26 protein-coding genes and 2 tRNA genes are annotated in these 26045 nt (G+C 30.2%); 5 read left to right on the top strand and 23 right to left on the bottom strand.

Translation table 11 applies throughout. The annotated features are described in order from the left end of the window. Positions 1-26 precede the first annotated feature (26 nt). The 5 genes from ABF633_RS13430 to ABF633_RS13410 all read right to left on the bottom strand — a co-directional run bounded on the left by ABF633_RS13430 (position 27) and on the right by ABF633_RS13410 (position 6417). Positions 27-1334 carry a DUF4179 domain-containing protein gene (locus ABF633_RS13430; protein ID WP_415524396.1) on the bottom strand — a complete coding sequence of 436 codons (1308 nt, stop codon included), beginning with the start codon at positions 1332-1334 and terminating at the stop codon, positions 27-29. A gap of 68 nt (positions 1335-1402) precedes the next feature. Further along, positions 1403-1939: an RNA polymerase sigma factor gene (locus ABF633_RS13425; protein ID WP_415524395.1), complete on the bottom strand. Its 537-nt coding sequence runs from the start codon at positions 1937-1939 to the stop codon at positions 1403-1405. Between the two features lie 537 nt (positions 1940-2476). Next, positions 2477-3625 (bottom strand): tRNA uracil 4-sulfurtransferase ThiI, encoded by a 1149-nt coding sequence (gene thiI, locus ABF633_RS13420; protein ID WP_415524394.1) that lies wholly within the window; start codon positions 3623-3625, stop codon positions 2477-2479. Next, complete coding sequence (locus ABF633_RS13415) at positions 3622-4761, bottom strand: cysteine desulfurase family protein (RefSeq protein WP_415524393.1); 1140 nt, start codon at positions 4759-4761, stop codon at positions 3622-3624. The genes thiI and ABF633_RS13415 overlap by 4 nt, the downstream gene beginning before the upstream one ends. Before the next feature lie 453 nt (positions 4762-5214). Further along, a complete protein-coding gene (locus tag ABF633_RS13410) occupies positions 5215-6417 on the bottom strand; it encodes an HD domain-containing protein (RefSeq protein WP_415524392.1) in 1203 nt (400 codons plus the stop codon). Between the two features lie 637 nt (positions 6418-7054). Here ABF633_RS13410 and ABF633_RS13405 point away from each other — a divergent pair. Further along, positions 7055-7300 (top strand): AbrB/MazE/SpoVT family DNA-binding domain-containing protein, encoded by a 246-nt coding sequence (locus ABF633_RS13405; protein WP_415524391.1) that lies wholly within the window; start codon positions 7055-7057, stop codon positions 7298-7300. 217 nt (positions 7301-7517) lie between these two features. Here ABF633_RS13405 and ABF633_RS13400 read toward each other — a convergent pair whose 3' ends face one another. From ABF633_RS13400 to ABF633_RS13385, 4 genes are all read right to left on the bottom strand, one after another. Then, positions 7518-8663, bottom strand: coding sequence for an NlpC/P60 family protein (locus ABF633_RS13400; protein ID WP_415524390.1), 1146 nt, complete (start codon positions 8661-8663; stop codon positions 7518-7520). 369 nt (positions 8664-9032) lie between these two features. After that, on the bottom strand, positions 9033-10277 hold the full coding sequence (locus tag ABF633_RS13395; protein WP_415524389.1) for an NlpC/P60 family protein: 1245 nt from the start codon (positions 10275-10277) through the stop codon (positions 9033-9035). A gap of 422 nt (positions 10278-10699) precedes the next feature. Continuing rightward, positions 10700-11542 (bottom strand): 16S rRNA (cytidine(1402)-2'-O)-methyltransferase, encoded by an 843-nt coding sequence (gene rsmI / locus ABF633_RS13390; RefSeq protein ID WP_415524388.1) that lies wholly within the window; start codon positions 11540-11542, stop codon positions 10700-10702. A gap of 26 nt (positions 11543-11568) precedes the next feature. After that, the gene (locus ABF633_RS13385; protein WP_415524387.1) at positions 11569-12306 is read right to left on the bottom strand and encodes a tRNA1(Val) (adenine(37)-N6)-methyltransferase; all 738 of its coding nucleotides are present in this window, start codon (positions 12304-12306) and stop codon (positions 11569-11571) included. 530 nt (positions 12307-12836) lie between these two features. On the opposite strand from ABF633_RS13385, the gene ABF633_RS13380 reads away from it, so the two are divergent. Further along, positions 12837-13193: a CidA/LrgA family protein gene (locus ABF633_RS13380; protein ID WP_415524386.1), complete on the top strand. Its 357-nt coding sequence runs from the start codon at positions 12837-12839 to the stop codon at positions 13191-13193. Next, complete coding sequence (locus tag ABF633_RS13375; RefSeq protein ID WP_415524385.1) at positions 13190-13894, top strand: LrgB family protein; 705 nt, start codon at positions 13190-13192, stop codon at positions 13892-13894. The genes ABF633_RS13380 and ABF633_RS13375 overlap by 4 nt, the downstream gene beginning before the upstream one ends. A 206-nt stretch (positions 13895-14100) precedes the next feature. Here ABF633_RS13375 and ABF633_RS13370 read toward each other — a convergent pair whose 3' ends face one another. From ABF633_RS13370 to ABF633_RS13315, 12 genes are all read right to left on the bottom strand, one after another. Continuing rightward, a complete protein-coding gene (locus ABF633_RS13370; RefSeq protein ID WP_415524384.1) occupies positions 14101-14877 on the bottom strand; it encodes an OmpA family protein in 777 nt (258 codons plus the stop codon). Beyond that, on the bottom strand, positions 14877-15671 hold the full coding sequence (locus tag ABF633_RS13365) for a flagellar motor protein (RefSeq protein WP_415524383.1): 795 nt from the start codon (positions 15669-15671) through the stop codon (positions 14877-14879). The genes ABF633_RS13370 and ABF633_RS13365 overlap by 1 nt, the downstream gene beginning before the upstream one ends. A gap of 155 nt (positions 15672-15826) precedes the next feature. Beyond that, positions 15827-16306: a PTS sugar transporter subunit IIA gene (locus ABF633_RS13360; protein WP_415524382.1), complete on the bottom strand. Its 480-nt coding sequence runs from the start codon at positions 16304-16306 to the stop codon at positions 15827-15829. A 122-nt stretch (positions 16307-16428) separates the two neighbouring features. Then, complete coding sequence (locus ABF633_RS13355; protein WP_015613588.1) at positions 16429-16599, bottom strand: DUF362 domain-containing protein; 171 nt, start codon at positions 16597-16599, stop codon at positions 16429-16431. 81 nt (positions 16600-16680) lie between these two features. Then, positions 16681-16884: a heavy-metal-associated domain-containing protein gene (locus ABF633_RS13350; RefSeq protein ID WP_415524381.1), complete on the bottom strand. Its 204-nt coding sequence runs from the start codon at positions 16882-16884 to the stop codon at positions 16681-16683. 10 nt (positions 16885-16894) lie between these two features. Continuing rightward, the gene (locus ABF633_RS13345) at positions 16895-17800 is read right to left on the bottom strand and encodes a PSP1 domain-containing protein (RefSeq protein WP_415524380.1); all 906 of its coding nucleotides are present in this window, start codon (positions 17798-17800) and stop codon (positions 16895-16897) included. 79 nt (positions 17801-17879) lie between these two features. Next, positions 17880-18854 (bottom strand): DNA polymerase III subunit delta', encoded by a 975-nt coding sequence (locus ABF633_RS13340; RefSeq protein WP_415524379.1) that lies wholly within the window; start codon positions 18852-18854, stop codon positions 17880-17882. 11 nt (positions 18855-18865) lie between these two features. Next, entirely contained in the window at positions 18866-19195 is a 330-nt protein-coding gene (locus tag ABF633_RS13335; RefSeq protein ID WP_415524378.1) for a cyclic-di-AMP receptor, read from the bottom strand. A gap of 230 nt (positions 19196-19425) precedes the next feature. Then, positions 19426-20031, bottom strand: coding sequence for a guanylate kinase (locus tag ABF633_RS13330; protein WP_415524377.1), 606 nt, complete (start codon positions 20029-20031; stop codon positions 19426-19428). Between the two features lie 16 nt (positions 20032-20047). Further along, positions 20048-21460, bottom strand: a complete 1413-nt coding sequence (locus ABF633_RS13325) for an aminotransferase class I/II-fold pyridoxal phosphate-dependent enzyme (RefSeq protein WP_415524376.1) — start codon at positions 21458-21460, stop codon at positions 20048-20050. Continuing rightward, positions 21439-21645, bottom strand: a complete 207-nt coding sequence (locus tag ABF633_RS13320; protein ID WP_415524375.1) for a sigma factor G inhibitor Gin — start codon at positions 21643-21645, stop codon at positions 21439-21441. The genes ABF633_RS13325 and ABF633_RS13320 overlap by 22 nt, the downstream gene beginning before the upstream one ends. Positions 21646-22348: 703 nt before the next feature. Next, complete coding sequence (locus tag ABF633_RS13315) at positions 22349-23020, bottom strand: L,D-transpeptidase (RefSeq protein ID WP_415524374.1); 672 nt, start codon at positions 23018-23020, stop codon at positions 22349-22351. 419 nt (positions 23021-23439) lie between these two features. On the opposite strand from ABF633_RS13315, the gene ABF633_RS13310 reads away from it, so the two are divergent. Then, the gene (locus ABF633_RS13310) at positions 23440-24621 is read left to right on the top strand and encodes a metal-dependent hydrolase (RefSeq protein WP_415524373.1); all 1182 of its coding nucleotides are present in this window, start codon (positions 23440-23442) and stop codon (positions 24619-24621) included. 58 nt (positions 24622-24679) lie between these two features. Next, on the top strand, positions 24680-25597 hold the full coding sequence (locus ABF633_RS13305) for a S66 peptidase family protein (RefSeq protein WP_415524372.1): 918 nt from the start codon (positions 24680-24682) through the stop codon (positions 25595-25597). Positions 25598-25825: 228 nt separating this feature from the next. Here ABF633_RS13305 and ABF633_RS13300 read toward each other — a convergent pair. Further along, a tRNA-Cys gene (locus ABF633_RS13300) sits at positions 25826-25899 on the bottom strand. A gap of 8 nt (positions 25900-25907) precedes the next feature. Beyond that, positions 25908-25983: transfer RNA gene (locus ABF633_RS13295), tRNA-Phe, on the bottom strand. Positions 25984-26045: the final 62 nt, after the last annotated feature.

Raw genomic sequence — 26045 nt, 5'->3', positions numbered from 1 at the left:
TACCTTGAATCTTTTAAGATGAATTTTTATTTATTCAGGTAAACCTTAAAACTCAGATCATCTCGAATATCAATACCATCTCGAATATCTTTTGTTACAATTTTATACTTATTCTTTGAAGGCAATGCTTCCATTTCCCCAATATAGCAATTTTCCTCAGTAGAAAATTTAATATTATTAGGAAATAAGGGATGTAGATATCCATTTTCATCTTCTAAATTTATACAGGTTCCCCCTATTGTCCATTGTGGAAATAGCTTATCCAGTTGAAAATGTATTAGAGTTTTATCCTTCAAGAACTCAATTTTATTAATAATCAGGCCACCTTGATCTTTATTGGAAATAACCAAAGGGAACTTATCACTCAAATCCACCTTTATAAATTTTTGAAAGGTACTCTTCATTAAATATGGCACTATAGTTATATAATCAGATTTTGTTTGTAAGCCCTTATATTCATATATTTCATCCGAATAATTGTTGTAACCACTTCCGGATATTCCAACATTACTAATCTGCTTATCCTTGTCATCAAAGATCATAAAATTCCAGCCAACAGATGACTCTGCAATACTTGTTTTCCCTTCAACTTCTAAAGTGGTTGTAAGAGGAGTTACTGTTATCTTTTTTAGTACTGAGTCTTTTTCCAAGGAAGATAGATCTTTATTTGGCGACACCTTTATAATTTTATCCTTAGTTTTATCAGTAGATACTTTAATTTTAAAATTCCAATTTCCTTTTACCTTATCTATTTCATCTACTTTTAAATCAACATCGAAGTTATTGGGAATTTTTTCTGCATCCAACATAATATTATTCACAACTGCAAAGCTTTTTTCATCATTATTATATGCACTGCCTCTACCTGAAATCCCTCTTCTCATTCCATCTATTTTTATATCAAAATTAACAAATGGGTCCTGAATTTTTTTTTCACTTTTCACAACATATCCTATACTTAAATTTACTCCATCATAAACTACATCTTTTATAGACAAGGTTATGCCATTATCGGTCTTGCTCTGATTTACATTTTCCGAATACTTTACGTACTCATCTCCCACTATGTTTTTGCTGTTTAAATATTCAAATACATTGCTAATTATAGGAATATCCTGCGCAAGAGCTGGTGAAGCAAAACCAATACCTATTGTAAACACAAAAGCAAGTACGGCTGAGATAAACCCATACTTTTTCCATATTCTCTTATTACCTATCCTCTCAGGCAGATTATTAATTGTTGTTATTATTTTATTATTTAAACTAGCTGAAAGCATGATTTTTTCTTCTTCAGCTTTACTTCGCAAAATGTCATCAAAATATTTATTATCCATTATTTAAGCCCTCCCTTTAATTTATTGTTCTAAATATAAACTAATATGAATATATCTTAGTTTCTAAATTATTCTATATTTAAAAGTTCACGGAGTTTTTCCCTTGCCCTTGAAAGTCTGGAACGTACAGTTCCATTTGGTATGCCGAGAATCTCTGCTATAGTCTTCTGTGGCATGTCCTCATAGTAAAAAAGCAAAGTAACAGTCCTAAGTTCTCCTTCTAAAGAATTGATGGCATTAATAAGTTCAAAATTTTCATAGTTATCTTCAATTGTACTGTCACGTGTATTAATTTCTTCCATGTATATTGTCTTTTTTCTATTTCTTAAAATTGTATTACATTCATTGATCATTATTCTTATAAGCCAGGTCTTGAAATATTCTTCTTTTTTAAGATGAACAATTTTCTTATATGCTTTTATAATTGTTTCCTGAAATGCATCCTCAACATCTTCTTCTTTTCTAAGAATACTTTTTGATATTCTGAATAATGAGAGTTTATGTTCATCTATTAATCTTTCAAAAGCCCGTTTATCTCCTTTTTTCGCTAGCATTACATCAATATTTTTATGCTGAGATTTTATTAGACCTAATGTGAAATCCATCCTATCACTTCCTTTCACTTATTAGACGGCTATGAGTATAAAAATGTTCATAAGAAATAAATTCATTACTTCTGCATGTATCGATGTTTATATCTAATGATATATTTTGTTCAGATGAATATATCAGCATATAATGCTAATTACACTTAAAATCTAAGAGTGAACTCGTTTCAGCAAGCTGAAACATCGGTAAATCAGGTGGGGAGTCTACCCCACCTGATTGGAAAATCCCACCTTCGCTTCGCTTAGAGGTGGAGGTATGAACCTTTCAGTCAGGAAAAGATAAAAAATAAAGAGACTATATCAAAAGTTAAAATTAATAAAGATTCATTAGAACTACATTCATAACAATATAAAAATACTATGAAAATCAATTAAAATCATATGAATTTCATAGTATTTCTTTATAATTATAGAAGTCTATTTATAAATCCTAAACACAAAATACCTTTTGAAGCAACCTCTTTATCCTACAGCATGAAAATAATAAATAACTATTTATTTTAAATTTCAACTAGAAAAATACAAGTCATCTTTCTATAGATCACTATAAATTTCCATATTCTCTATAGCTTCTCTTACCAATCTATCTATATCTAGAACAGATTCTTCCTTAATGATTTCCCCTAGTACCGGCTTTGTCTTTGGGTGCTTTGGTACAAATATGGTACAGCAATCCTCATAGGGTAATATAGATGTTTCATAAGTTCCTATGCTTCTTGCAGTATCCATAATATCACCCTTATCTGTAGCTATAAGCGGCCTAAATACAGGTCTGTCAGCTGCATCATTACTAACTACGAGTCCTTCCATTGTCTGGCTTGCCACTTGCCCAATACTTTCACCAGTAGCTACTGAATGAATTCCATTTTTTTCAGCAATTTCACAGGCAACTCTCATCATGAATCTTCTCATAATAATTGTAAGTTCATCTTTTCTGCACTTCTCAATTATACTCATTTGAATATCTGTAAATGGTACTACATAAAGAGTTATATTTCCCGTATAGGTTTGCAGAATTCTTGCAAGGTCTTTAACCTTTTCTTTTGCCCTTTCGCTGGTATAAGGATGACTATGATAATAAACGCAGCTCAGTTCAACACCTCTTCTTGCCATCATATACCCAGCTACCGGTGAATCTATCCCCCCAGAAAGCATAAGAAGAGTTCTACCATTAGTACCATATGGCATTCCTCCCGCTGCTTTTATCTTCTTAGAATATACATAGGTATTATTTCTTATTTCCACAGTTATTCTGCATTCAGGGCTTTTTACATCTACTGAAACATTCTCTACATTTTCTAATATGTATGCTCCAACCTTCTGATTAACCTCCATAGAATTTACAGAAAAATTTTTATTAGCTCTCTTTGTCTCTATCTTAAAAGTGCTAGATCCATCTTCTCTGATCTCTCTAATACATTCTTCATATATTTCTTCCATATCCGTTTCTATCTCTGTAACAATACAAAGTTCTGCAATACCAAATAATTTCTTAAGTCTGTTTACCAATTCATCTATTTGTTCTGAATAAACAAACCATCTTCCCTGATCACTTATAAACTCATAGTCTAATCCCTTTAACACATATCTCATATTGTCTTTAAGTTTTTTTTCAAATTTATTCTTATTTAATCCCTTCAAAAATATTTCTGAAGCATATTTAACTAGTATAAGTTTTCTCATATCTTTAATCTCCTTAACATTTGCAAACCGTTATTAAGCTTTTCTATAGTATAGTCTACTTCATCAAAGGAATTGTATTCATTGAAACTAAATCTTATGGCTCCTTCAATTTCAGTATTACTTAATCCTATTGATTTAAGTACATGACTCATCTTATGTCTTTTAGCAGAACAAGCAGAACCATTGGAAACGTAAATTTTATATTCTTCAAGATAATGCAGTAAAACCTCTGCTCTCACACCTTTAAAGGAAACATTTAGTATGTGAGGAAGGTAGTCGTCGGCTATTTCACTGTTTACTCTAATATCTTTAATATTCACTAATTTATCTATAAAATATTTCTTAACAGCCTCTACATTTTTATAATTATCTTTAATATTTTTATATATTTTTTCTGAAGCTTTTGCCATACCACAAATAGCTGGAAGATTTTCTGTGCCCGACCTATAATTTTTTTCTTGTCCTCCCCCTTCAATTAATGCCTTTGGTACAAGTCCTTTTCTAACATATGCAAAACCAATTCCCCGTGGTCCATGTATCTTATGTCCACTGGCCGATAACAAATCTATATTACACTTATGAACATCTATATTGAGTTTTCCATAACTTTGTACTGCATCTACATGAAATTTTATTCTACTGCTTTTTTCTTTAATTATCTTTCCTATTTTCTCTATATCCTGTATTACTCCAATTTCGTTATTCACATGCATGATACTTACAATTTGTGTATCCTTATTTATGATGTTTTCTAATGCTTGTACATCAACTTTACCTCGTGCATCTACATCTAGGTAAGTAACCCTTATCCCTTCACGTTCTAGCTGCATACAAGTATTCATAACACTTGGGTGCTCGATCTTTGTTGTAATTATATGCCCTTCACCTTTTACAAAACCCTTTATGAGAAAATTATTACTCTCACTGCCTCCTGAAGTAAATATTATTTCCTCCTTAGAAGCATTTATTGACTTTGCAATTATATTTCTTGCATCATTACACTTTTTTTCTGCTTTAATGCCAATGCTATATGCTGAGGAAGGATTACCGTAGTAGTTTTCCATGACATACACCATTTCATCTATTACTTCTTTATATGGCCTGGTTGTTGCACTATTATCCATATATACTTCCAAACAATCACCTTCTTAAAATATATAGATTCTATTTCTTATTATAGAAATTACAAATATAAAACTGTTACTATTCTAACCACATAGTTACTATAATATAAGTAATTATGACGTAATTCAATATTTTTTCACATATTATAAAAAATATTGTAAACATAATATAATCCACAGCTAGTCTTAACTATTTTATTCTTAATTTCGACAAGAGTTAACATTATGACAAATGAAATTTTTACTTATATCCCCTTCATCTCAATAAGTTATCCACATCATTCACAGTTGTCCACAATTTTAAGGATTTAATCCCCAGAAACTGTGCATAAGTATATAATTATCTACAATATTGATTTTTGTTGCATTTAAAAACTTACAAATTTTTTATCCACATTATCCACAATTGGCATGTGTATAACTTGTTTAAAGTATGTGAAAAACATTAATATATTTAAGCAAGAATTATTTCATTTTTATAAGTTCTTCAATAAAAATTTTATATTCTTCTGCTTTATGCTGTGAGTCATAATACATAGTGGTTGCTAAAATATCACAATAAGATGCTATAATTATATAGATGCTATAGTCACTATACTTGTGAAAAAATTTATTTAGTTCTTTCTTAAACTCATTGTCATTTTTCTTTATTTTAAATAATCTCAAAGGATACATATGTGCTTCTACTACAGTACAGATTAATTCTTGTGCTGATTTAGGAATGTCTAACTGTTTACAAACCTCTCTCATTATGTTTTCTCCAACTATCTCATGACCTTCAAAACTCACCTTATTATCATATTTTTTATAACTTTTAAATTTCCCTATATCGTGCACGAAAACAGCTAAAGCTAAAAAATCTATTAATTTATATCCTTCCATATCCTCATTTAATAATTCTAAATCCAGCCCTTGTAATTCTATTTTTTTAGCCTGAACTTCTTTCAATAATTCATAAGCAGTATTCATATGGGTGAAAGCATCCTCTAAATGATACTTACATTTTCCTATAGTTTTAAGTTCCTTAGTATATGGCAATATATTTTCTAAAATTGAATATTGATCCAATATATTAAAAGCTACACCATTTTTATCTATATTAATAATATGCATAAATTCTCTTAGTAAAGCATCGCCAAATTTGTTCTTTAAATTTTTACTCTGCTCCTTTATGTTCAATTCAGTATTAATACTAAAATGCATTCCATATTCTATATAATAGGCAATACCCTTTAGTATACTCAAAGGATGTTTTTCTATACTTTTATCATTAATTTCCTGTATAATTCTTCTCTTAATATGAATTCTCCCTTGATACGGATCAATAATCTTATTATCTGTTAATTTCAAAGTCACTGCATTCATTGTGTAGTCCATATTTTCTAAATATTCTTCTACATTTTTAAAAGTCAACTCCCATATTTGCACTGTGAAGTTTTCATCTTCTATTATTAACATTTTTTTGTTATTATATAATCTAATATTACAATTTAATTTTTCATTAAATAATTTAAAAAGCTCATTGATATCTCCACTATAAAGAATCTGCATTTTTTTAATATTAACTTCAGGCCTTATAAGTTTTTCCCTTACATAATCACCTACTAAATATGCATCTCCGCCTAAATCAACAAGTGCTTTTTTTATTTCTTTTATTATCTTTACCATGTTTACTGCACGTCTCCATTCTAATTTATATGAAAATTTATACTTTTTCACTATTTTTAATAAAATTCGTTGATTGTATTATATCATATAGACTGTTTTATCTGATAATCATCTACTTCAATATCTTATTAGGCGATAAATACCAAATAAATCAGCTAACTTACATCTATAAAAATTATTCTTTTTTTTAACAATATTTATAAAATAAGCATTAATAATATTAGATATTTCTACATAAATAATATCTTTTACATTAAAAATATATTACTATTCTCTATAGAAAAAATTTATATAACAAATTTATATACTTAAATCTATGTTTTATACAAGTCTTCGACAAATATAAAATTTAAATCCATAAAATTACTTTTATTTTTTATATAAATTTTATACCTATTATATGGATCTATTTTATTAATATTTGCTCTAATAGCTTGCTAGCTATAGCTTTATCGGAATTGACAAAACCCATTGACTTTCCTATAATATGGTAGTATATTTACTATAGATGGAATTTCATAAGAATTTTGTAACAAAAGATAAAAAAGTAAAAATTTATATTGACTTTTATTGTAATTTTTGTTATTATTTAAATATAAGTTTTGTCGAATAGTGTGAATTTAAGGAGGAATATAAAATGAAATCAATAGGTGTAGTAAGAAGAGTGGACGAGCTAGGTAGAATAGTTATACCCATAGAATTAAGAAGAACTTTAAATATAGCTGAAAAAGATGCTTTAGAAATTTACGTAGATGGAGAACAAATCATATTAAAAAAATATGAACCAGCATGTATATTTTGTGGAGACGCAAGAGACGTTACCAATTATAAAGGGAAAAACATTTGTAAATCTTGTTTAGAAGAATTAAAGCAAGGTAGATAAACATAATTAAATTTTTGAAAAACCACATGATTAAAAATCATGTGGTTTTTTCTAGTCCAAACAATAAAAAACTCTCATTAACTTTATATACAATGAAAGAAGTCTATATCTAACAAATTAAATATAAACTTCTTATAAGAACTTATCTAAATAAATTACACATATAAAATTTATTGCATTATTATGTATTTAACTTCTTATTTATAATAATTAACTACTATCTTACTCTTCTTGCTCCACAATATCCACTGTGGCCTGCAAGCGGCACAATCTTAACTACATCTCCAGTCTGAGGTGCGTGTATCATAAGCCCTCCGCCTATATACATACCAACATGGCCTGGCCCTCTGCCTTCATAATGAAAAAATACTAAATCTCCTGGTTGAAGATTTGATATGTCTACAGGAGTTCCAAAATTAAATTGATCTTCACTTACTCTAGGTATGGATATACCAAAGTGTGCATATACATACTGAACAAAGCCTGAGCAGTCAAATCCACTAGGGCTTGTCCCACCCCAAACATATTTAACCCCCTGAAATTGGGCAGCATAGGTTACTATAGCATCACTAGAATATCCACCGGTCACTGCTGGAGCACTTCCGCCTCTATTTATTGAAACAACAGCTGCTGCCTTTGCCGCTGCTTGTGCTGCTTTCATATCCTGAACTTTCTTATTTATAGCTGAAATTTGAGCATTTGCGGAATCACTTAACTGCTGTGCTGAATTCACCTCAGCATTAGCCTGAGCCACAAGAGGAGCCTGATCTGATTTTTGTTTATTTAAGTCAGCAAGCTTCTTATTCTGTTCATCCTTAAGAGCAACAAGCTTTTGTTTTTCTCCGTCTAAAACATCTTTTTTCTTTTGTATTTCCTGTTTTCTTGAATTTAAATCTGTGATAATCCTATCATTGTAACTAGCTACTGTTTTTATGTTATCCACTCTAGAAATAAAGTCACTTAATCCTTTTGATTGTAATAATGCATCTAAATAGCCATTATTTCCGTTAATATACATAGCTCTTATAGTCTCATTATACTTACCTTGCTCTATTTTTATATTTTCTTCTGATCTTTTTATTTTGTCCTGTGATACTTTTATATCAGCTTCTGTATTACTTATCTTGCCATTCAAACTGTCAATTTGAGCCATTCCCTGTTGAATCTCATTATCAAGCATCTCTATTTTCTGCTGTAAATCGCTGGCCTTTTTCTGCGCTGAATTAAGTTTACTTTGTCCCTGATTATATTGAGTTTGTGCGGAATTAAGCTGATCATCTAAAGATGGATCTGCAAAGGTTCTTCCGCTAATAGATAAAGTAATACCTAAAGCTATAACAGCACATAGTAATTTTTTGTGCACCTAAATTCCCCCTTTTTTAGTTGTACATATCCTCATAAACAGAGTTCTTGGCATCAGGTGGATTTTTTGTTTATGACCTCTGATGCTTAGAAATCGTTATCCAGGGACGTAGCCACTCTTTACTTCCACTTTGAAAAAGATGGAAGTATTAGAGTGGATAGTCATCCGATAAACTATGTGTTATAATAATCAATTTTTAAAACTACCTTTTTATTATAACATTAATAGATAAAATGCTACAACAGGTTCACACAGCATTATCCCCCATATAATATAAATTAAATAGGAATGCTCTTATTTTCTCTATTATATATCATCATCTATCAATTTTAGACTTTTATCTACACAAAAAGAAGAGATAGATTAAATCTATCTCACTCTTCTTGCGCCCATATATGAACTCATATATGAAAGTGGCGTTATTTTTACAACATCACCTGTTTGAGGTGCCTGTATTATATCTCCTCCGCCTATATACATAGCAACATGACCTGGAAGACCACTACCATCTGGTTCAAAGAATACTAAATCTCCTACTTGAAGTTGTGATTGGCTTACAGGTGTTCCGTATCCAAATTGATCCTCGCTTGTCCTAGGTATTGATACACCAAAATGAGAATATACATATTGAACAAATCCCGAACAGTCAAATCCACTAGGGCTTGTACCTCCCCAAACATATGGTGTTCCAAGAAACGTTTCTGCATATCCAACGATAGAACCGCTTACTGCTGGATTAGGTGCTGGCGTTGGTTTAGGTACTGGCTTTGGTGTTACTGAACCCGAACCCCCTCTATTAATAGGAACCGTAACATCAGCAGTTGATACCGATGCACTAGCAATTGCTGAACTTGCTGCCGCTTTAGCTGCCTCCGCTGCTTGTGCAGCAGCTGCTGCCTCTGCATTCTTCTGTGCAGTTATCTTACCATTTACCGCATCCACTTGTGCTTTTGCATCAGCACTTGCAGTAGTTGCTGCAGATACATCAGCTTGATACTGTGCCACTAAAGGCTCCTGATCAGCCTTCTGTTTTCCTAGAGCCGCTAAATTTTTACTGCTTTCAGCTTGTAATGAAACTAATTCTTTTTTACTTGCCTCTAATGAATTTTCCTTGTTTTGAACTTCCTGTTGTCTTTCATTTAATGAAGCTATTAAATTATTGTCAAATTGAGCTACTTTACTGATGTTATCAATCTTTGTTATAAAATCAGCAAAGCCTTTGGAATCCAGCAAAGCACTTAGATATCCATCATTACCCATTATGTACATGGCTCTCAGCCTGCTTTTATATAAGGCCTGTTCTTCTTTTACACGCTGCTGCGCCGCTTCTAAATTCTTTTTTTCCTCAGTTATATTACCTTGGACCTTATCTATTTTACCTTTTATTTGTTCTGCTTGAGTCATATTCTCTTGCATTTGAACATCTAAAGCCTGTATCTTCTTCACCAAATCATTAAATTTAGCCTGTGATGCATTCAATGCAGCTTGGCTTTGATTGTATTGAGCCTGCGACGAACTTAGCTGATCACTTAAAGAAGGATCCGCAAATGCCTTAGTACTAATACCTAATACAACACCTACTGCCATAACAATACATATTATCCTTTTATGCAAATTTTATTCCCCCCTGTTTCTTCTTAATTACACATTCGTATTATACAAAATCCCCTATTACTTTCTATTCTATCATTAACAAGGTATATGCTACAATAATAATATCTGCTATAAATTCAGTGTATTTTAAAGTATTTTTAAAAATATTAAATGTTTTCAATGTCTCTGTACTGTTTTTCAGCTAATTTGCAAAATTAGTTGAATTCTATCATCAAATTTATTTTTTTATATACTATTTTTGTCAATATTTTCCCCAAAAGTACTTCTTACACATCTGACATCTCTTGAAAAATCTTCATACATTTCATTAATGCATTTGTAAATATACAGTTATGCAAAAACTTTTAATAGTGCTGCTAATTAGTACTTACTTGAGTACATGGTATGGAATACATGTAAAATCTTTAATTTGTTATTTGCTTTTAAATATCTAATGAGTGCTTATATACTTCAGACTTTGGAATTTCCCTTTCCTTTGATACTATTTTAATAGCTTCCTTTTTAGTAAAGCCTTGCTCTATATAATTCACTATATGTTCCCTTATACTTAATTCCTCCCATTTACCCCTTCTTTCTCTTTCAATATCCTCATCACTTTTACCTGATATCACCAATACATATTCCCCTCTTGGTTGATTTTTATCATAATATTCTACTGCCTCTTTTATAGTATCTCTAAATATTTCCTCATGTAATTTAGTAAGTTCCCTACATATAGATATATTTCTATCACCTAATATTTCCATAATAGCTATAAGTGTACTTCTAAGTCTATGAGGTGCTTCATAAATTACAATAGTATCTCTATATTCCTTTATTTCCTCCAGCACTTTTTTCTTATCTTTATTTTCTCTAGGTAAAAATCCCCTAAACACAAACTTACTTGTATCAATATTTGAATATACAAGGGCCGTAATAAGAGCCGTAGCCCCTGGTATTATTTCAAACAATATATTGTTTTCTATGCATTTCTTTATTATTATGCTTCCTGGATCTGATATTCCAGGCATACCTGCATCTGTTACAAGGGCTATATTTTTACCACTTGAAAGTAAATTGATAATTTCATTGGATTTGTCATTTTCATTAAATTTATGATAGCTTATCATTGTCTTCTTTATGTTGAAATGATTTAAAAGCTTGAGGGTTTGCCTGGTATCCTCTGCAGCAACCACATCACATTCCCTTAAAGTCTCCAGAGCTCTTAAAGTAATATCCTTTAAGTTTCCAATAGGAGTTCCTACTAAATATAATTTTCCCCACATAATATATCTCCTCAAATAATCTTTTACTATGCTCTTCCATAAATATTTTCTATTTCATTAGTGTAGCTTCCATCCTCATTGTGTACATAAATTGGTTCTCTCCATTTAAGAAATGCACCGCCATCCCTCTGTCCTTCTATAAGTACAATATTCGGTGCCTTTTTTAAAGCAGGATGTATCATTTGTATAGTTTTAGGCTCTATTCTATGTTTTCTCATAAGACAAAGTATATCTACCAATCTTTCCGGTCTATGCACCATAAATATTCTTCCATTATCCTTTAAAAGTATTCTAGCTGCAATTATTACATCTTCTAAATTACAACATATCTCATGCCTTGCTATAGCATTTTTATCATTAGGATTTAAAATGCCTGAATTTTTAAGTTTATATGGAGGATTTACTGTAATCACATCTGCTTTTGCCATAGCCTTAATGAATTCAATATCTTTAATATCTTTATGTATAAATTTAATTTTATCATTTAATTTATTATAAACTGCAGATCTATTAGCCATGTCTACCATATCTTCTTGAATTTCTATTCCAACTATGTTCGAAGCCTCTGTTTTCGCCGAAATTATAAATGGCACTATTCCCGTTCCAGAGCATAGATCTATTACTGTAGAACCCTTCTTTATTTTGGCGAAATTTGCTAGAAGTACTGCGTCTATTCCAAACCTAAATGCATCCTTTTTTTGTATAACAAAAATACCTTTAAGTTGTAAATCATCTAATGTCTCATTTTCTCTTAATAAACTCAAATTTCACTCGCCCTTTCCATATAATTCACTAAGACAATTATCCAATATACCAATTTATTTTATACTGTATTATGTAAATATAACTATATTATTATAACTCTAGTCTTATATAATACCAGATGTTACATAATATCTAAACAATTATTTCTTTTAAAACCAATTAAAAATCTTTTTTAACATTATACACCATAGTTGCATTGCTTTGAAATTAAAAATTTATGATTTTATAATTGACTTTATATCATTATCCATTTAAAATTTAATATGCAATCTTTATGAAATATATAAAATTAGAATTAGAATATTAAATCCTATTAGCATGAAAATTTCAAATATATTTATTGTTTGAATTATATGTAATTCAATGTAGAATTTACAATATAAATATATATTGTTTACTATATATATTTATCTGATTAAAATTAATTGAATATTCACTCTATTTTATTTTTTCATAAAATGAGCTTTTTTTTATAAAAAAGGTTTATATTATAATTATATATTTCTAAATCTAAATTGGGGTGATTCTTATGAAACTTTTAAGGCAGCTCTGCATAATTGTTATAATATGCTTTGTTGGCAGCTTTTTAAGCACTGTTTTTAATTTACCTATACCGGGTAATGTTCTTGGTCTTATAATCTTACTAATATGCCTTTGTACTGGAATTGTAAAACTTGACAAAATTGATTTGATAAGCAAGTTTTTACTTGATCACTTAGCTTTCTTTTTCTTACCTGCAGGAGTTGGACTCATGGCATCTTATGGAATAATTAAAAATAGTTGGCCTATTCTTTTAATTATTTGTTTTATATCAACTATAATAATAATGGCAGTTACTAGTTTGGTAGTAACCGCTCTAAAAAATAAAGGAGCTGGTTCCAAATGAGTACAGTAATTAGTTCACCTATTTTTTCCGTTATGATTTCTTTAATAGCTTTTGAAATAGGTTGTTTTCTGTATAAAAAGACAAATTTTCCTATATTTAATCCACTACTTGTTGCCATGATAATCGTAATAATTTTACTTAAAATATTTAACATAAGTATTGCTACCTATAATAAAGGTGGAGATTTAATTAATTTCTTTTTAACTCCATCAACGGTTATACTTGCTGTACCACTTTATAAAAAGTTACAATTGCTGAAAAAAAACGCAATTCCTATAATAGTTGGTATATTGGTTGGTTCCTCAACAGGAATGTTTTGCATAATAATAATGTGCCGTATATTTCTTATTCCTAAAAATATAGATTTATCATTAATACCAAAATCAGTTACAACTCCAATAGGTATGGAAGTTTCAAGACAACTAGGAGGAGTTCCACCAATAACAGTTGCAGCTATTATTATAACTGGAATTATAGGCGCAGTGGTCGGGCCAGTGGTATTCAAAGCTTTAAAAATTAAAGATCCAATTGCTAAAGGTATAGCTTTAGGGACCTCTTCCCATGCTATAGGCACTACAAAAGCTATAGAAATGGGAGAAGTAGAAGGTGCTATGAGCAGTTTAGCTATTGGCGTTGCTGGGCTTTTAACTGTAATACTTGCACCTATAATGTCTAGAGTATTTAGCAGCCTTATTAAATAATCCTTACCTCATAACAGCTAAAAGGGCCCTAGTTAGCAGATGTACAAACCTTCACTGAGTAAGGCTCATTAATGTCATATTGGTCATTATATATTATTAAATATTCTTATATGAACTAAAAAAACACAATTAATTAGTGACACATATTATAAGGATGCTTACAGATTTGCCTGTTAGCATCCTTATAATTCTGCTTATAGATTACTTTATTTCTTACTATTATCTTCTGTAGCATTATATTTGCTATCAATTACTACTATGTCTACCCTTCTATTACGTGCTCTTCCAGCATCTGTATTATTATCTGCTACCGGCCTTTGATCCCCATATCCCATTGATGCAAGTCTTTTAGGATTTATATTAGATTGATTTTGTAAAACTCTAAGCACTGCATTTGCCCTAGCTGTAGATAAATCAAGGTTGTCCATGTATTTATAATTACTTATTGGAACATTATCTGTGTGACCTTCTATTCTTATGTAATTATCAATAGTATTTAGTATTTTCCCTATCTCTACAATTCTCTTCTGAAATTCCGGTTTTACATCTGCTTTTCCTGAGTCAAAGAATAAAGTATCTTGGATACTTATTACAAGTCCCCTTTCTTCAATTTGGGTACTGGCACTTGTATTCATATTATTCTGTTGTATATAATTATCTATGATTTGTTTTACCTGTTTAAGCCTGTTCTCTTCCGCTTGATTAGCTTCATTAGTTTTATCATTTTGTACCTGTCCATTAGACTCTGTACTGCTACGATTCGGTTTATTTTTTATATCCATTGAATTCCCGCTGCCAACAATGGTTTGTCCACCACTAAAAGCTATTTTAAAAGAATCAGATATTTCTTTATATTTTACTGCATCCATATTACTAGAAGCATACATTATTATGAAGAACATCATTAGGAGCGTTATCATATCAGAGTAAGTAAGCATATACCTCTCCGTATTAACATGTTCCTGTGGCTTTTTCTTTCTCATTACTCTTGTTCACCACTTTCCCCTCTGCTATATTCTTCTAGCTGCTTTTTATCTAAGAAGCCCTTTAATTTTTCTTCAAGCGTATTTGGATTAACTCCCTCTTGAATACAGAGTATTGCTTCTATTATTAAATTTTTTTCTCCTATTTCTTGAAAATTCAATTCCTTTAACTTAGTTCCAATTGGAAGCCAAAAAAGGTTAGCTGAACCTATACCGTAAAGAGTAGCTATAAATGCCCCTGCAATAAGTCCTCCAAGTTTAGTAGGATCTGATAGATTATTTAAAACGTGAATAAGCCCCATAACGGTACCTGTTATACCCATTGTAGGCGCAAAGCCACCTGCCGATTCAAACATAGCTATACCAATTCTATGTCTTTCTTCAATAAGGTCAACACTAAGTTCAAGAGTATTTTTAACTGTTTGAGGCTCTATTCCATCAACTACCATTTGAAGACCTTTTTTCATGAATGGATCCATATTTTCATCTGAAGAAATCATTTCCTCAATACTAAGAAGTCCTTCTTTCCTAGTTTTGAAAGCAATATTCTTAAAATATCTTATAAGCCCTATAGTATCTATCTGTTTGTTGGCAAAAGCAACTTTTAAAACTTTTCCTAAAGTTTTAATTTCATTTCCGGGAAATGAAACACCTACAGCACCAATAGTACCTCCAAATACAATTAGAGCTGGCGCTAAGGATACAAGAGCCATTAAATGCCCTCCATCCATAAGAAATGATCCAATCAACGCACCAAAGCTTATAATTAAAAATAATATAGTAGATATGGCCAAGTTCTCTTCCCCCTCGCATTTCTCTAAAGTTAATTAATTTTATTATCCTTATATTTATTATCGTAGATTTATTGCATAAATTTATGTTTGTTTTTAATATTACTAATTTTTAAATTAAAATAATTCCTTATAGTGCTTAATTCATTCATTTAAATTCATTTAACTTTATAAGTCATGATAAAATTTTTACTACCTAATACACAAGTATTTTTTGTGAAAATTACATCTTTTATATAATCTAAATTTGTAATAACCACAGGTGTAATAAGTTCATAACCCTTATCTATAATTTTTTGTCTATCTATTTTTATAACAGGATCTCCAACCTTTACAAACTCGCCTTCCTCTACTAATCTTTTAAATCCATCCCCATTCAACTCTATTGTGTCTATTCCAATATGAACCAATAGCTCAATACCTTTTTTACTGGTAACAACAAAAGCGTGATTTGTATTAAATATAAGTTTTAGTTTTCCATCTATAGGTGATTTTATTATGTCATCTGTTGGGTCTATAGCTATTCCCCTTCCTATTATTCCCTCCGAAAACATTCTATCTGAAACATTATTTAAATTCACTACATTTCCATTAACTGGTGACATGACTTGAAAGGTGTCCCTAAATATATTAAGCATACCCGTTTCCCCCTGATATTTTCTTTCTATATACAGTATAGCATATTGAACTTTGGTTACAATAAAAAAATAAGAAGTATATCTTGTTAGATATACTTCTTATTTTATCTCTTAATTATAAACTATTCTTGTACTGGAGCTCCAACTGGACAAACATTAGCACAGTTTCCACAATCAATGCAAGTATCAGCATCTACAACAAATATAGAATCTCCTTGGCTTATAGCGTTAACTGGACATTCTGAAGCACAAGCTCCACAGCTTACGCAAGAATCAGTAATTTTGTATGCCATTTAAACACACCTCCTTAAAGTTTTAGTCACAAGTTTACCAAAACTATTGTATCACGTTTTTTTATTTTTTAAAAGTGTATTTTATATTACAGTAAATCCTAAATCTTCTATAGCTTCTATAACTTTATCCATATCTATAGAATAAGCATCATATACTATTTCTATTTCACCTTTTTCTTTGTTTATCTGGCATGCAACAATACCTTCATTAGACGCTATAGAATTTCTTACTACACTAACGTCCCTTAAAGTCCTCATATTGCAAATTTTAAGAATGGATTTCATTTTTATCCTCCTAGTCTGGTTTAAATAGCTCCTTTATAATCTTTTCATCTTCTCCATCAATTTCTAGCTTAATGTCTGCTTCATCAACAGCACCTTCAAAAGAGCCAGATACTAAAGTAAGTTCATTTATAGAAACCTCTTTAATGGTGTCTTCCCCATCCTCAATCTTCACCTTTATTTTAACACTTTCATTAACTACACTGTTAGATACAACTTCCCCCTTACCATACTCAGTTTGAACAATTGATGCCACCTTTGGAAGCCTTTTTCTTATATCCTCATAAGTATTCTGTTCGTAATTGAGGCAGCACATAAGTCTTCCACAAATTCCTGATATTTTAGTAGGGTTTAGTGATAAATTTTGTTCCTTAGCCATTTTGATAGATACAGGCGCAAAATCTCCTAAATGTACAGAGCAGCACATTGGTCTTCCACAAGGTCCCAATCCCCCTATCATCTTTGCTTCATCTCTTACTCCAATCTGTCTAAGTTCAATTCTAGTTCTAAAAACTGAAGCTAAATCCTTTACCAGCTCTCTAAAGTCCACTCTTCCTTCCGCAGTAAAATAAAATATTATTTTATTATTATCAAAAGTATACTCTACATCTATAAGTTTCATAATTAAATTGTGCTTTTGTATTTTTTCTGAACAAATATTAAAGGCATCTTTTTCCTTAGACTTATTTTCTAAATATTTTTTTTCATCCTCTTTATTTGCTTTCCTTATAACATTTTTTAATGGTAATACTATTTTATCCTCACTAACTTCTTTAGGTCCTATGACACAATTACCAAACTCTATTCCTCTAGCAGTTTCTACAATAACATTATCCCCGCTAGCTATAACCTTGTCTTCAGGAGAAAAATAATATATCTTACCAGCTTTCTTAAAACGTACTCCTACAACATTTACCATGTTAAACCTCCTGTATTCTCTTATCAGTAAACCATCTAAAAAATAACTACTTAAAGATGTTATCCATATTTTCAAATTATTATCCTAAGCTGTTATGATAACTGGAAGATTTAGTTTCCTTCATGTTAAGCAGCATTATATGATAAGCCATACTTGCATTTACATTGCTTTCTAAATTACTTTTAGTATTGTTTACAATATCAATAATACTACTAAGTTTATTGTATGAGAACACTTCCGTTAATTTTTTTATATAGTCAATTTTATCCAAATTTATAATTAACTCATCCATTCCCGTTTCCTTGTATATTATAATATCTCTAACATAAGATAACAAACAAGTTAGAATTTCTTGCCACATATCCTTATACTTCGTTAAGAATTCTTCATTTTTAAGAAAAGTTTCTATATCTGCATTATTTACATCCATCATTATATTAATTAATTTTTCCCTTATTTCTTTAAATGAGTCATTATCAATAAAACTTATTATTCTTCCAGGAACTCCATCTGCAAATGCCTTAACAGCTTTTTTTTCATCTTCTAAAATATTAGGATACTTATTGTAAATAAATTTATCTATCTCATTATCACTTAATTTTCTTAATTTATGAATTTGACATCTTGATTTAATAGTATCCAAAATCTTCTCTTGATTTTCACATAACAATAATATAAATACACCATCAGGAGGTTCTTCTATAGTCTTTAGAAAAGCATTTTGTGCTTGTATGGTCATTTTATCCGAATCATGAAGTATTATTACTTTTCTATTTCCCTCATAGGGTTTCCTATTTGATTCCTCTATTATTTGTCTAATTTGATCTACAGAAATGGATTTTCTATTATTTGCTATTCTGCATTCTACTATATCAGCATATTCTCTATATACCTCTTTACCTATAATATTCATGGCAGCTTCTAAGGCAACAAAACTTTTCCCTATACCATCTTCGCCGGTTATCAAATGTGCGTGAGAGAAATTCCCCGATTCTATAGAGTTAATAAAATTTTTTCTAATAGCAGTATGCCCTATTATATTGTCAAACTTCATACTTTTCACCATCAAATCTTTATAAATTTATCTACATCCACTACAAAAATAGTAGCTCCACCGATTTCTATATCAATAGGATAGGGTACATATACTCCTGTAGCTCCATCTACAGGCGAAGGTGACGTTATAACTTGATCTCTAGTTTTGCACTCTTCTTCTATAGTTCCCAATACCCTATCTACATCCTTTTCATCAACGCCTATCATAAGAGTTGTATTTCCAGCCTTTAAAAATCCTCCAGTAGTAGCAAGCTTTGTTACACGAAAATTTTCTTCAGTGAGCACATCTATTAAATCACCAGCATCATCATCTTGTACTATAGCAATAATAAGCTTCATAAATATAACCCTCCCTTATACTTTTATAATACATCTATATTACTTAGTTACCTACATGCCAATTAATTTTTGTAAATATATAAACTTACATATTATATACTTATATTTTATCATAAATTTCTCTAATTAAATATAAATATATAGATCGCAATTGAAATTATACATTGGTTTGATAATAGCTGCTAAAAAGTAATTTTTATTAAGCGGCTTATATAATCACTGTTACAACATCAGTAATTATACTGTCCTTTGGCTTCCTGTAAAATATCTTCCTTTATGTCATTAATACATTCATCAATTTCATAATTATAATATAATTTTTCAATTCCAGCATCCTTTAATTTCTCCATACTAAAATCGCTATGATCTGCAAGAAATCTTCTGCATAATTCATTGTAATTAGGTTCTTCCTCATTCATTTCCCTCTTTAGTGCTCTCTCCAATCTTATTCCATCATCTAAAGTAATGTAAATTGGAAATACTTCATCTCTTCCAAAATACTTTTGTAAGTTTTTATATGCTTCTAATGTAGTTATTATAAGATAGCTATTAATTTTTATATTAATCTGACCATCATCTATAGTGGAATAATACCATTGTCCATTTACAGTATTATATTCTCTAATTTCTATAATCTTTCCTAATGCCTTATACTTATCTAATTCTTCTTTATTTATAAAATAATACTCTACTCCATTCCTTTCTTTCTCTCTTTTCGGTCTTGTTGTATATAAAATTATTGGCTTTAGATTTAAGACTTTTTCTTCCATCAACTTTTTAAATATAGTATCTTTTCCCGATCCGCTTTTTCCTAATAAGCAAAATATTTTACCCATAAGTTCCTCCAATGTATTAGTCTATAATTTTAATTTCTTCACCTTTATTTATGCCAAGTACAGTACATTTCTCTTTTAGATAATGCTCTATAGCTTTTATCGTATTTTTATCTATAATCTCTCCTGGTAATATTATAGGTATCCCCGGTGGATACGGAACAATAGAATCTCTACACAGCTCCCCCTGAGCTTTACTATAATGTATTAAACTATATTTTTTTTCTACAGCCTCAAAAGGCATAATTTTCATATCCGCTATACTTGACTCTAATATATGAAAATTTCTAAGTTTTATATCCTCAAGCTCGCATTCTAAAAGCGCTTTATAAAGAATTTCAAACTCCTCTTCCGTATTAAAAGTAGAAAATATAAGAATTACATTATTTCCATCGCACATTTCAGGCTGTATTTTTTTACTTTTCAAGTACTCATACAATTTATATCCACTAAATCCCTCTTTTACATTTAAAATATATCTTGTTACATCTATATTATTTTGTAAATCTTCCCTTGAGATTACATGAAACCCTTCTATTAAATTTATTTTCTCTCTATAATGATTGCATAAATCTATTAATCTCTTGTATTCGCCTGTACCCTTTTCCTGTAAATAATATCGTGCATAATCCATTGAACACATTAACATATAAGAAGGGCTTGTACTTAAAAATGCACTAACATAAAAATCTACTTTTTCAGTATCAATATTCTGGCCAATATGTAAATAAGCTGTTTGGGTAAGGCTGGGAAGTGTTTTATGAGAACTCATAACAACAAAATCCCCACCTAAATTTACAGCATGCTGCGGCAGCTCATTATGAACTCCAAAGTGAGCCCCATGGGCACTATCCACAAGTACTTTTATACCTCTTTTATGGGCTTCTTCTACTATGAATTTCAAATTACAGCATACACCATAGTAATTTGGATAAGTTATTATAACAGCCTTTGCATCTGAATTATTATCAAACAAATCTATTAAGTAATCCTCATCTATAGATAATGGGGCATTAAATTTATTGTGTATCTTATTTTTTATATAAACGGGTTTAAGTTTTCTCATTATTATTCCATTAAAAATTGATCTATGACAATTTCTCTCTACTATTACCTTCTCTCCTTCTTTAAGACAGGAAAATATCATAGCTAAATTTCCACTGGTGCTTCCATTCACTAAAAAATATGACTTTTTACTTCCGTAAAAATCTCTTAACATATTTTCTGCTTCTTTGATTATGCCCTCTGGATGGTGAAGATTATCTACTCCATCCACTTCTGTAATATCGGCCTTTATAAAATTCTCGTACAATTCTTTCCCTACATTGGTGTTCTTAAATCCTCTGCCACTTTTATGACCAGGCATGCAGAACATTAAATTATTTTCTTTTAAGTATTTAATTATGCCCTCTACAAGTGGTAATTTTGACAATTACATTCAGCTCCTCTTACTTGGATCATATTTTTTCTTATGGATTCTTTATAGTATTCGTAGAAATCATTTCCAGGTTCCAAATTAACCAGTCTTTCTTCACAAGCTTTACAAATACCTCTTCCATTAACTATTATACCATCAGCTAGAGGCTTCCCGCATATAATACAACTTGGTTTTTTCATTACAACCTCCTAAAATCATCTTCATTTACAAACTATATAGTTTATACTGCTAAATAACTAATTAAGCTCATAATTTTATTACTTTTGTCTAAATACTAATCAGCAATTTGTTGATGCAAATTACATAGCTTGATTATTGCCTATAATTTCAATATCTCAATTTATTATAATGTAAACATTATATGAATTCAGTAAATTTGCATATATTTATATAAAGTTTTATCACTTGTTATTTTGCCTCTTAATATATATTTTATTCAATCACATGTCCATTTTTATTTTGTCCATAAATATTTTTAATAAATAAAAAATTAACTCCTTCTATTTTAAGCATTAGAAAGAGTTAATTTTTTATTTATATTATATACAGCTTTATATTCTTACTATAAAACTACTATTTTATTTGAATTTTAACTATTATTATATAATTGCAATTTTAATTGTATTTATATAATAATCATTATTTTATAGCACAATACCATTGCTGCAAATAAATTTTAAGCCTGTGCAAAGTGTAGATTATAAACTCTAGGAAGCAAGAAACTCTAACTTCTATAAACAGAGTTCTTGGCATCAGGTGGAGTTTTTGTTTATGACCTCTGATGCTTAGAAATCGTTATCCAGGGACGTAGCCACTCTTTACTCCCACTTTGAAGAAGATGGGAGTATTAGAGTGGGTAGCCATCGGATAAATTGGAGTGATTCACGTTTCCACATATACTTTAGTATTTCTAGGTATATTGTTATAAATCCACTTTGCATTTTCTACAGAAAGTCTAACACAACCATGAGACGCTTTCTCACCTAGTTTAGCCACCTCACCTTGTATGATATTTTTATCTTTATCAAAGGGGACGCTGTGAAAAAGATAATTTCCCCAGAAGCTTGTCCAATAATATCCGCCTTCACCATATTTATCGCTAAAAAAAGAAGTACCTTTATTTCCAGTAACAAATGTACCCGTAGGTGTAGGCGCACTATCTATACCAGTAGAACAAACCATGGTTTTTATTAGATCATTATTATTATACACATCTACAGTTTGGCTTCCAATGTGAACAACTACCTTATAAACATTAGTATATTTTTTCTTATAATTGCCAGCAATTTTTTTAAATTTATAATTTTTCGGTTTTAAATTTTTATTATTAATAGAATCTACTATTTCATTACTTTTTTCTTTATCTGAATAGGTATTCCCTAGAATTTTAACATTAGTACTTTTTGCTTTATTGTCCTTAATCCCTATAGGTTTATTTTTAGGTTCCTTATAAGTATTTTCAATTCCCTTTACATTAAAAGAAAGTATTAATGTAAAAAAACATACAAGTATAAAAGCAGTTAGACTTAAAAATTTAAAGGATTTTTTATACATTTCTTATTCCTCCAGTAATTTTTTATGAATTCTTGAATATAATATTATATTGACAAGTTTTATATTATATCATTTTCCATTTATTTACAACTATTTTTATATTCCATTTATAGTAAATATATTTGATTCTATTAGCACATACTATAAATATCATAAAATATCTAAGTTTTTTATGTTTATCTTAGAGTTACTCTATGATTTACAATTTTGATAAATAAAAAAGAAAGGAAGGAAATGCTACGAACCTATAAATAATTACTTTAAAGAATTTATAGGTATGTACCCAAGGCTATTTGGGGAATTTACGCCTTTAGAGTGTCATATCAAGCGAAAGTAGCTTATGCAAAATCGGACACGTTGAAAGAGGAAAAATCTTAATATAGACATATTTATCTATATTTTAAGTAGCAGGACTGAATATGAAACAAGAAATTATAAGCTTTTTAAGCACTGTTGAAGATGAATTATATGGAATATCCAAATACATTTATGAAAATTCTGAAGAAAGTTTTCATGAAAACAAAAGTTGCAATTACTTAACGGATCTATTAAATAATCATTCTTTTAAAATACAAAAGAGATATCTTAATATTGATACTGCGTTTAAAGCAGAATTTGGTAATGGTCATCCAAAAATTTGTTTTTTATGCCAGTATGATGGTATAAAGGATATGGGACAAATATATGGATATAATCTTCAATCGGCTATATCTATAGGTGCCGCTCTAGGGCTCTCCAATGTAATTTCTAGATTAGGCGGCTCTGTTATTGTTATAGGTTGTCCTGGGGAAATACTGGGAGGTTCAAAGCTAACCATGGCACATCAGGGTGCCTTTGAGGATTTAGACATAGTTCTTGCAGCACAACCTTATACTGAAACAGCCACTGGTGGTACTTCTCCTGCTGTCTTACCTCTTGAAATAAAGTATAGTAATACTACTATTAAAGAAACTTTTGAAAATCACCTTAAGCTATATTCTCCTATAGATTCTTGCATGTTCACTTTTAATGCAGTTAATCTAATAATTAAAGGTTTTGATAATATCTGTTCTATTGACAGCGTAGATATACATAGTGATTCTAAAAATAAAAGTATTTCACAGGCTACTGCTCGTTTTTTATTAAAGACAGACAACATAAAAAATGCTGAAAATATAAAAAATAAAATTGATTATTTTATGAATTCCATAGAGAAATTATTAAATATAGATGGAGAGCTGCATATATATGACTTACCTTGTAGGGAACTTATTCCAAATAACACCCTAAATAGGCTTCTTTCTCATAATCTAAAAGAAATAGGTATAATAGACATATTTGGAACAAAAAATTTAAATTCTCCTTTAAGCCTTGGTAATGTCAGCCATTTAGTTCCCAGCGTAAATTATTATATAAATATTACTAAAGATAAAACTATAAAATATGGTACCAGAGATTTTGCTCTGGCTACTCAAACTGATTTTGCCAAAGACATACTTATAAAAACTGCTAATGCCCTTGCTATAACTGGACTGGACTTAATAGAAAAAGAATCTTTAATTTCAGAGGCTAAAATGGAATTATCCTCAAAAACAAATAATTTAACATATTCACTTATTTAATATATACTATACTATAGCAGTTAAGCTAATATAGTATTTTAAAGAGGTGCAATTATGTATGATAGGTAAAAGACTTTGTGCTGGAGATACCATAGGCATAATATGTCCATCAAGTGCTGAAAATGTTGAAGCTATACAAAATGGAATAAATTTTTTTAGAAAGCAAGGCTTTAACCTAAAAGAGGGAAAACATATATATAATCGCTTAGGATACCTTGCTGGAACTGACATGGAAAGAGCCCAAGACTTAAACAATATGTTTCTTGATCCCAATATAAAAATGATATTATGTATAAGGGGCGGTTATGGCTCCATGAGAACCTTACCCTATATAGATTTTGATATCATAAAAAATAATCCTAAGATATTTGTGGGCTTTAGTGATATAACTACTTACTTAAACAGCTTTTATGAAAAATGTAATTTAATAACCTTTCATGGACCTATGCTTACTTCAAAATTTGAAGATGAATTTACATTAAATTCTCTTTTAAATACGGTAATGAATGGATATAATTCTTTTACTATAAAAAATCCTGATCATATACCAACTGACTGCAATTCAGATATAACTATAGAGGGCACACTGGTAGGTGGTAATTTATCGCTAATCTGCAGTACACTATCCACTGATTTTGAAATAGATACTAAAGATAAAATTTTATTCATAGAAGATGTAGGAGAAGAACCCTACTCTATAGATAGAATGCTTACACACTTATTGCTAGCTAACAAACTCCAAGTTTGCAAGGGAATAATACTTGGCCAATTTACTAAATGCTCTCTGCCTCATTATGAGAGAAGCTTAACCCTGGAAGAAATAATACAGGATAGAATTTTATCTTTAAATATACCTACGGTATTAAATTTCATGTCCGGACATGACTATCCAAAACTTACCCTGCCCATTGGTGCAAATATACAACTAGATTGTAAAAATGGTGTTATAGGGGTTCTTGAACCAGTAGTAGGCTAACCCAAGGGTTAGCCTACATTATTTTTCATAATCTAAACAATATTTTCATACGAGAAGTTTCGTTTATATTATTACTTGCTAAAATTTGATCATTTAATACCATACTATTCATTCAAGTTTCTTCATCTATATAATACTCTCGAAAACTCTCAAAGTATTAAAATTTCTACATTAAAAAAAAGCAGTCTATCCACTGAAAAATCAGCAATAGACTACTCTTTAAATAATTGGAGGCGCCACCCAGATTTGAACTGGGGGTAAAGGTTTTGCAGACCTCTGCCTTACCACTTGGCTATAGCGCCATAATATATGGTGGCCAATCCAGGAATCGAACCAGGGACACGAGGATTTTCAGTCCTCTGCTCTACCGACTGAGCTAACTGGCCAAATAAGAACCCAGCATCGACCTACTCTTCCACAGGGCTACCCCTGCAGTACCATCAGCACA

It is taken from the genome of Clostridium sp., from assembly GCF_047718555.1.
In the GTDB taxonomy this organism is placed as follows: domain Bacteria; phylum Bacillota; class Clostridia; order Clostridiales; family Clostridiaceae; genus Clostridium_I.
This window is presented reverse-complemented; position numbering and strand designations above follow the sequence as displayed.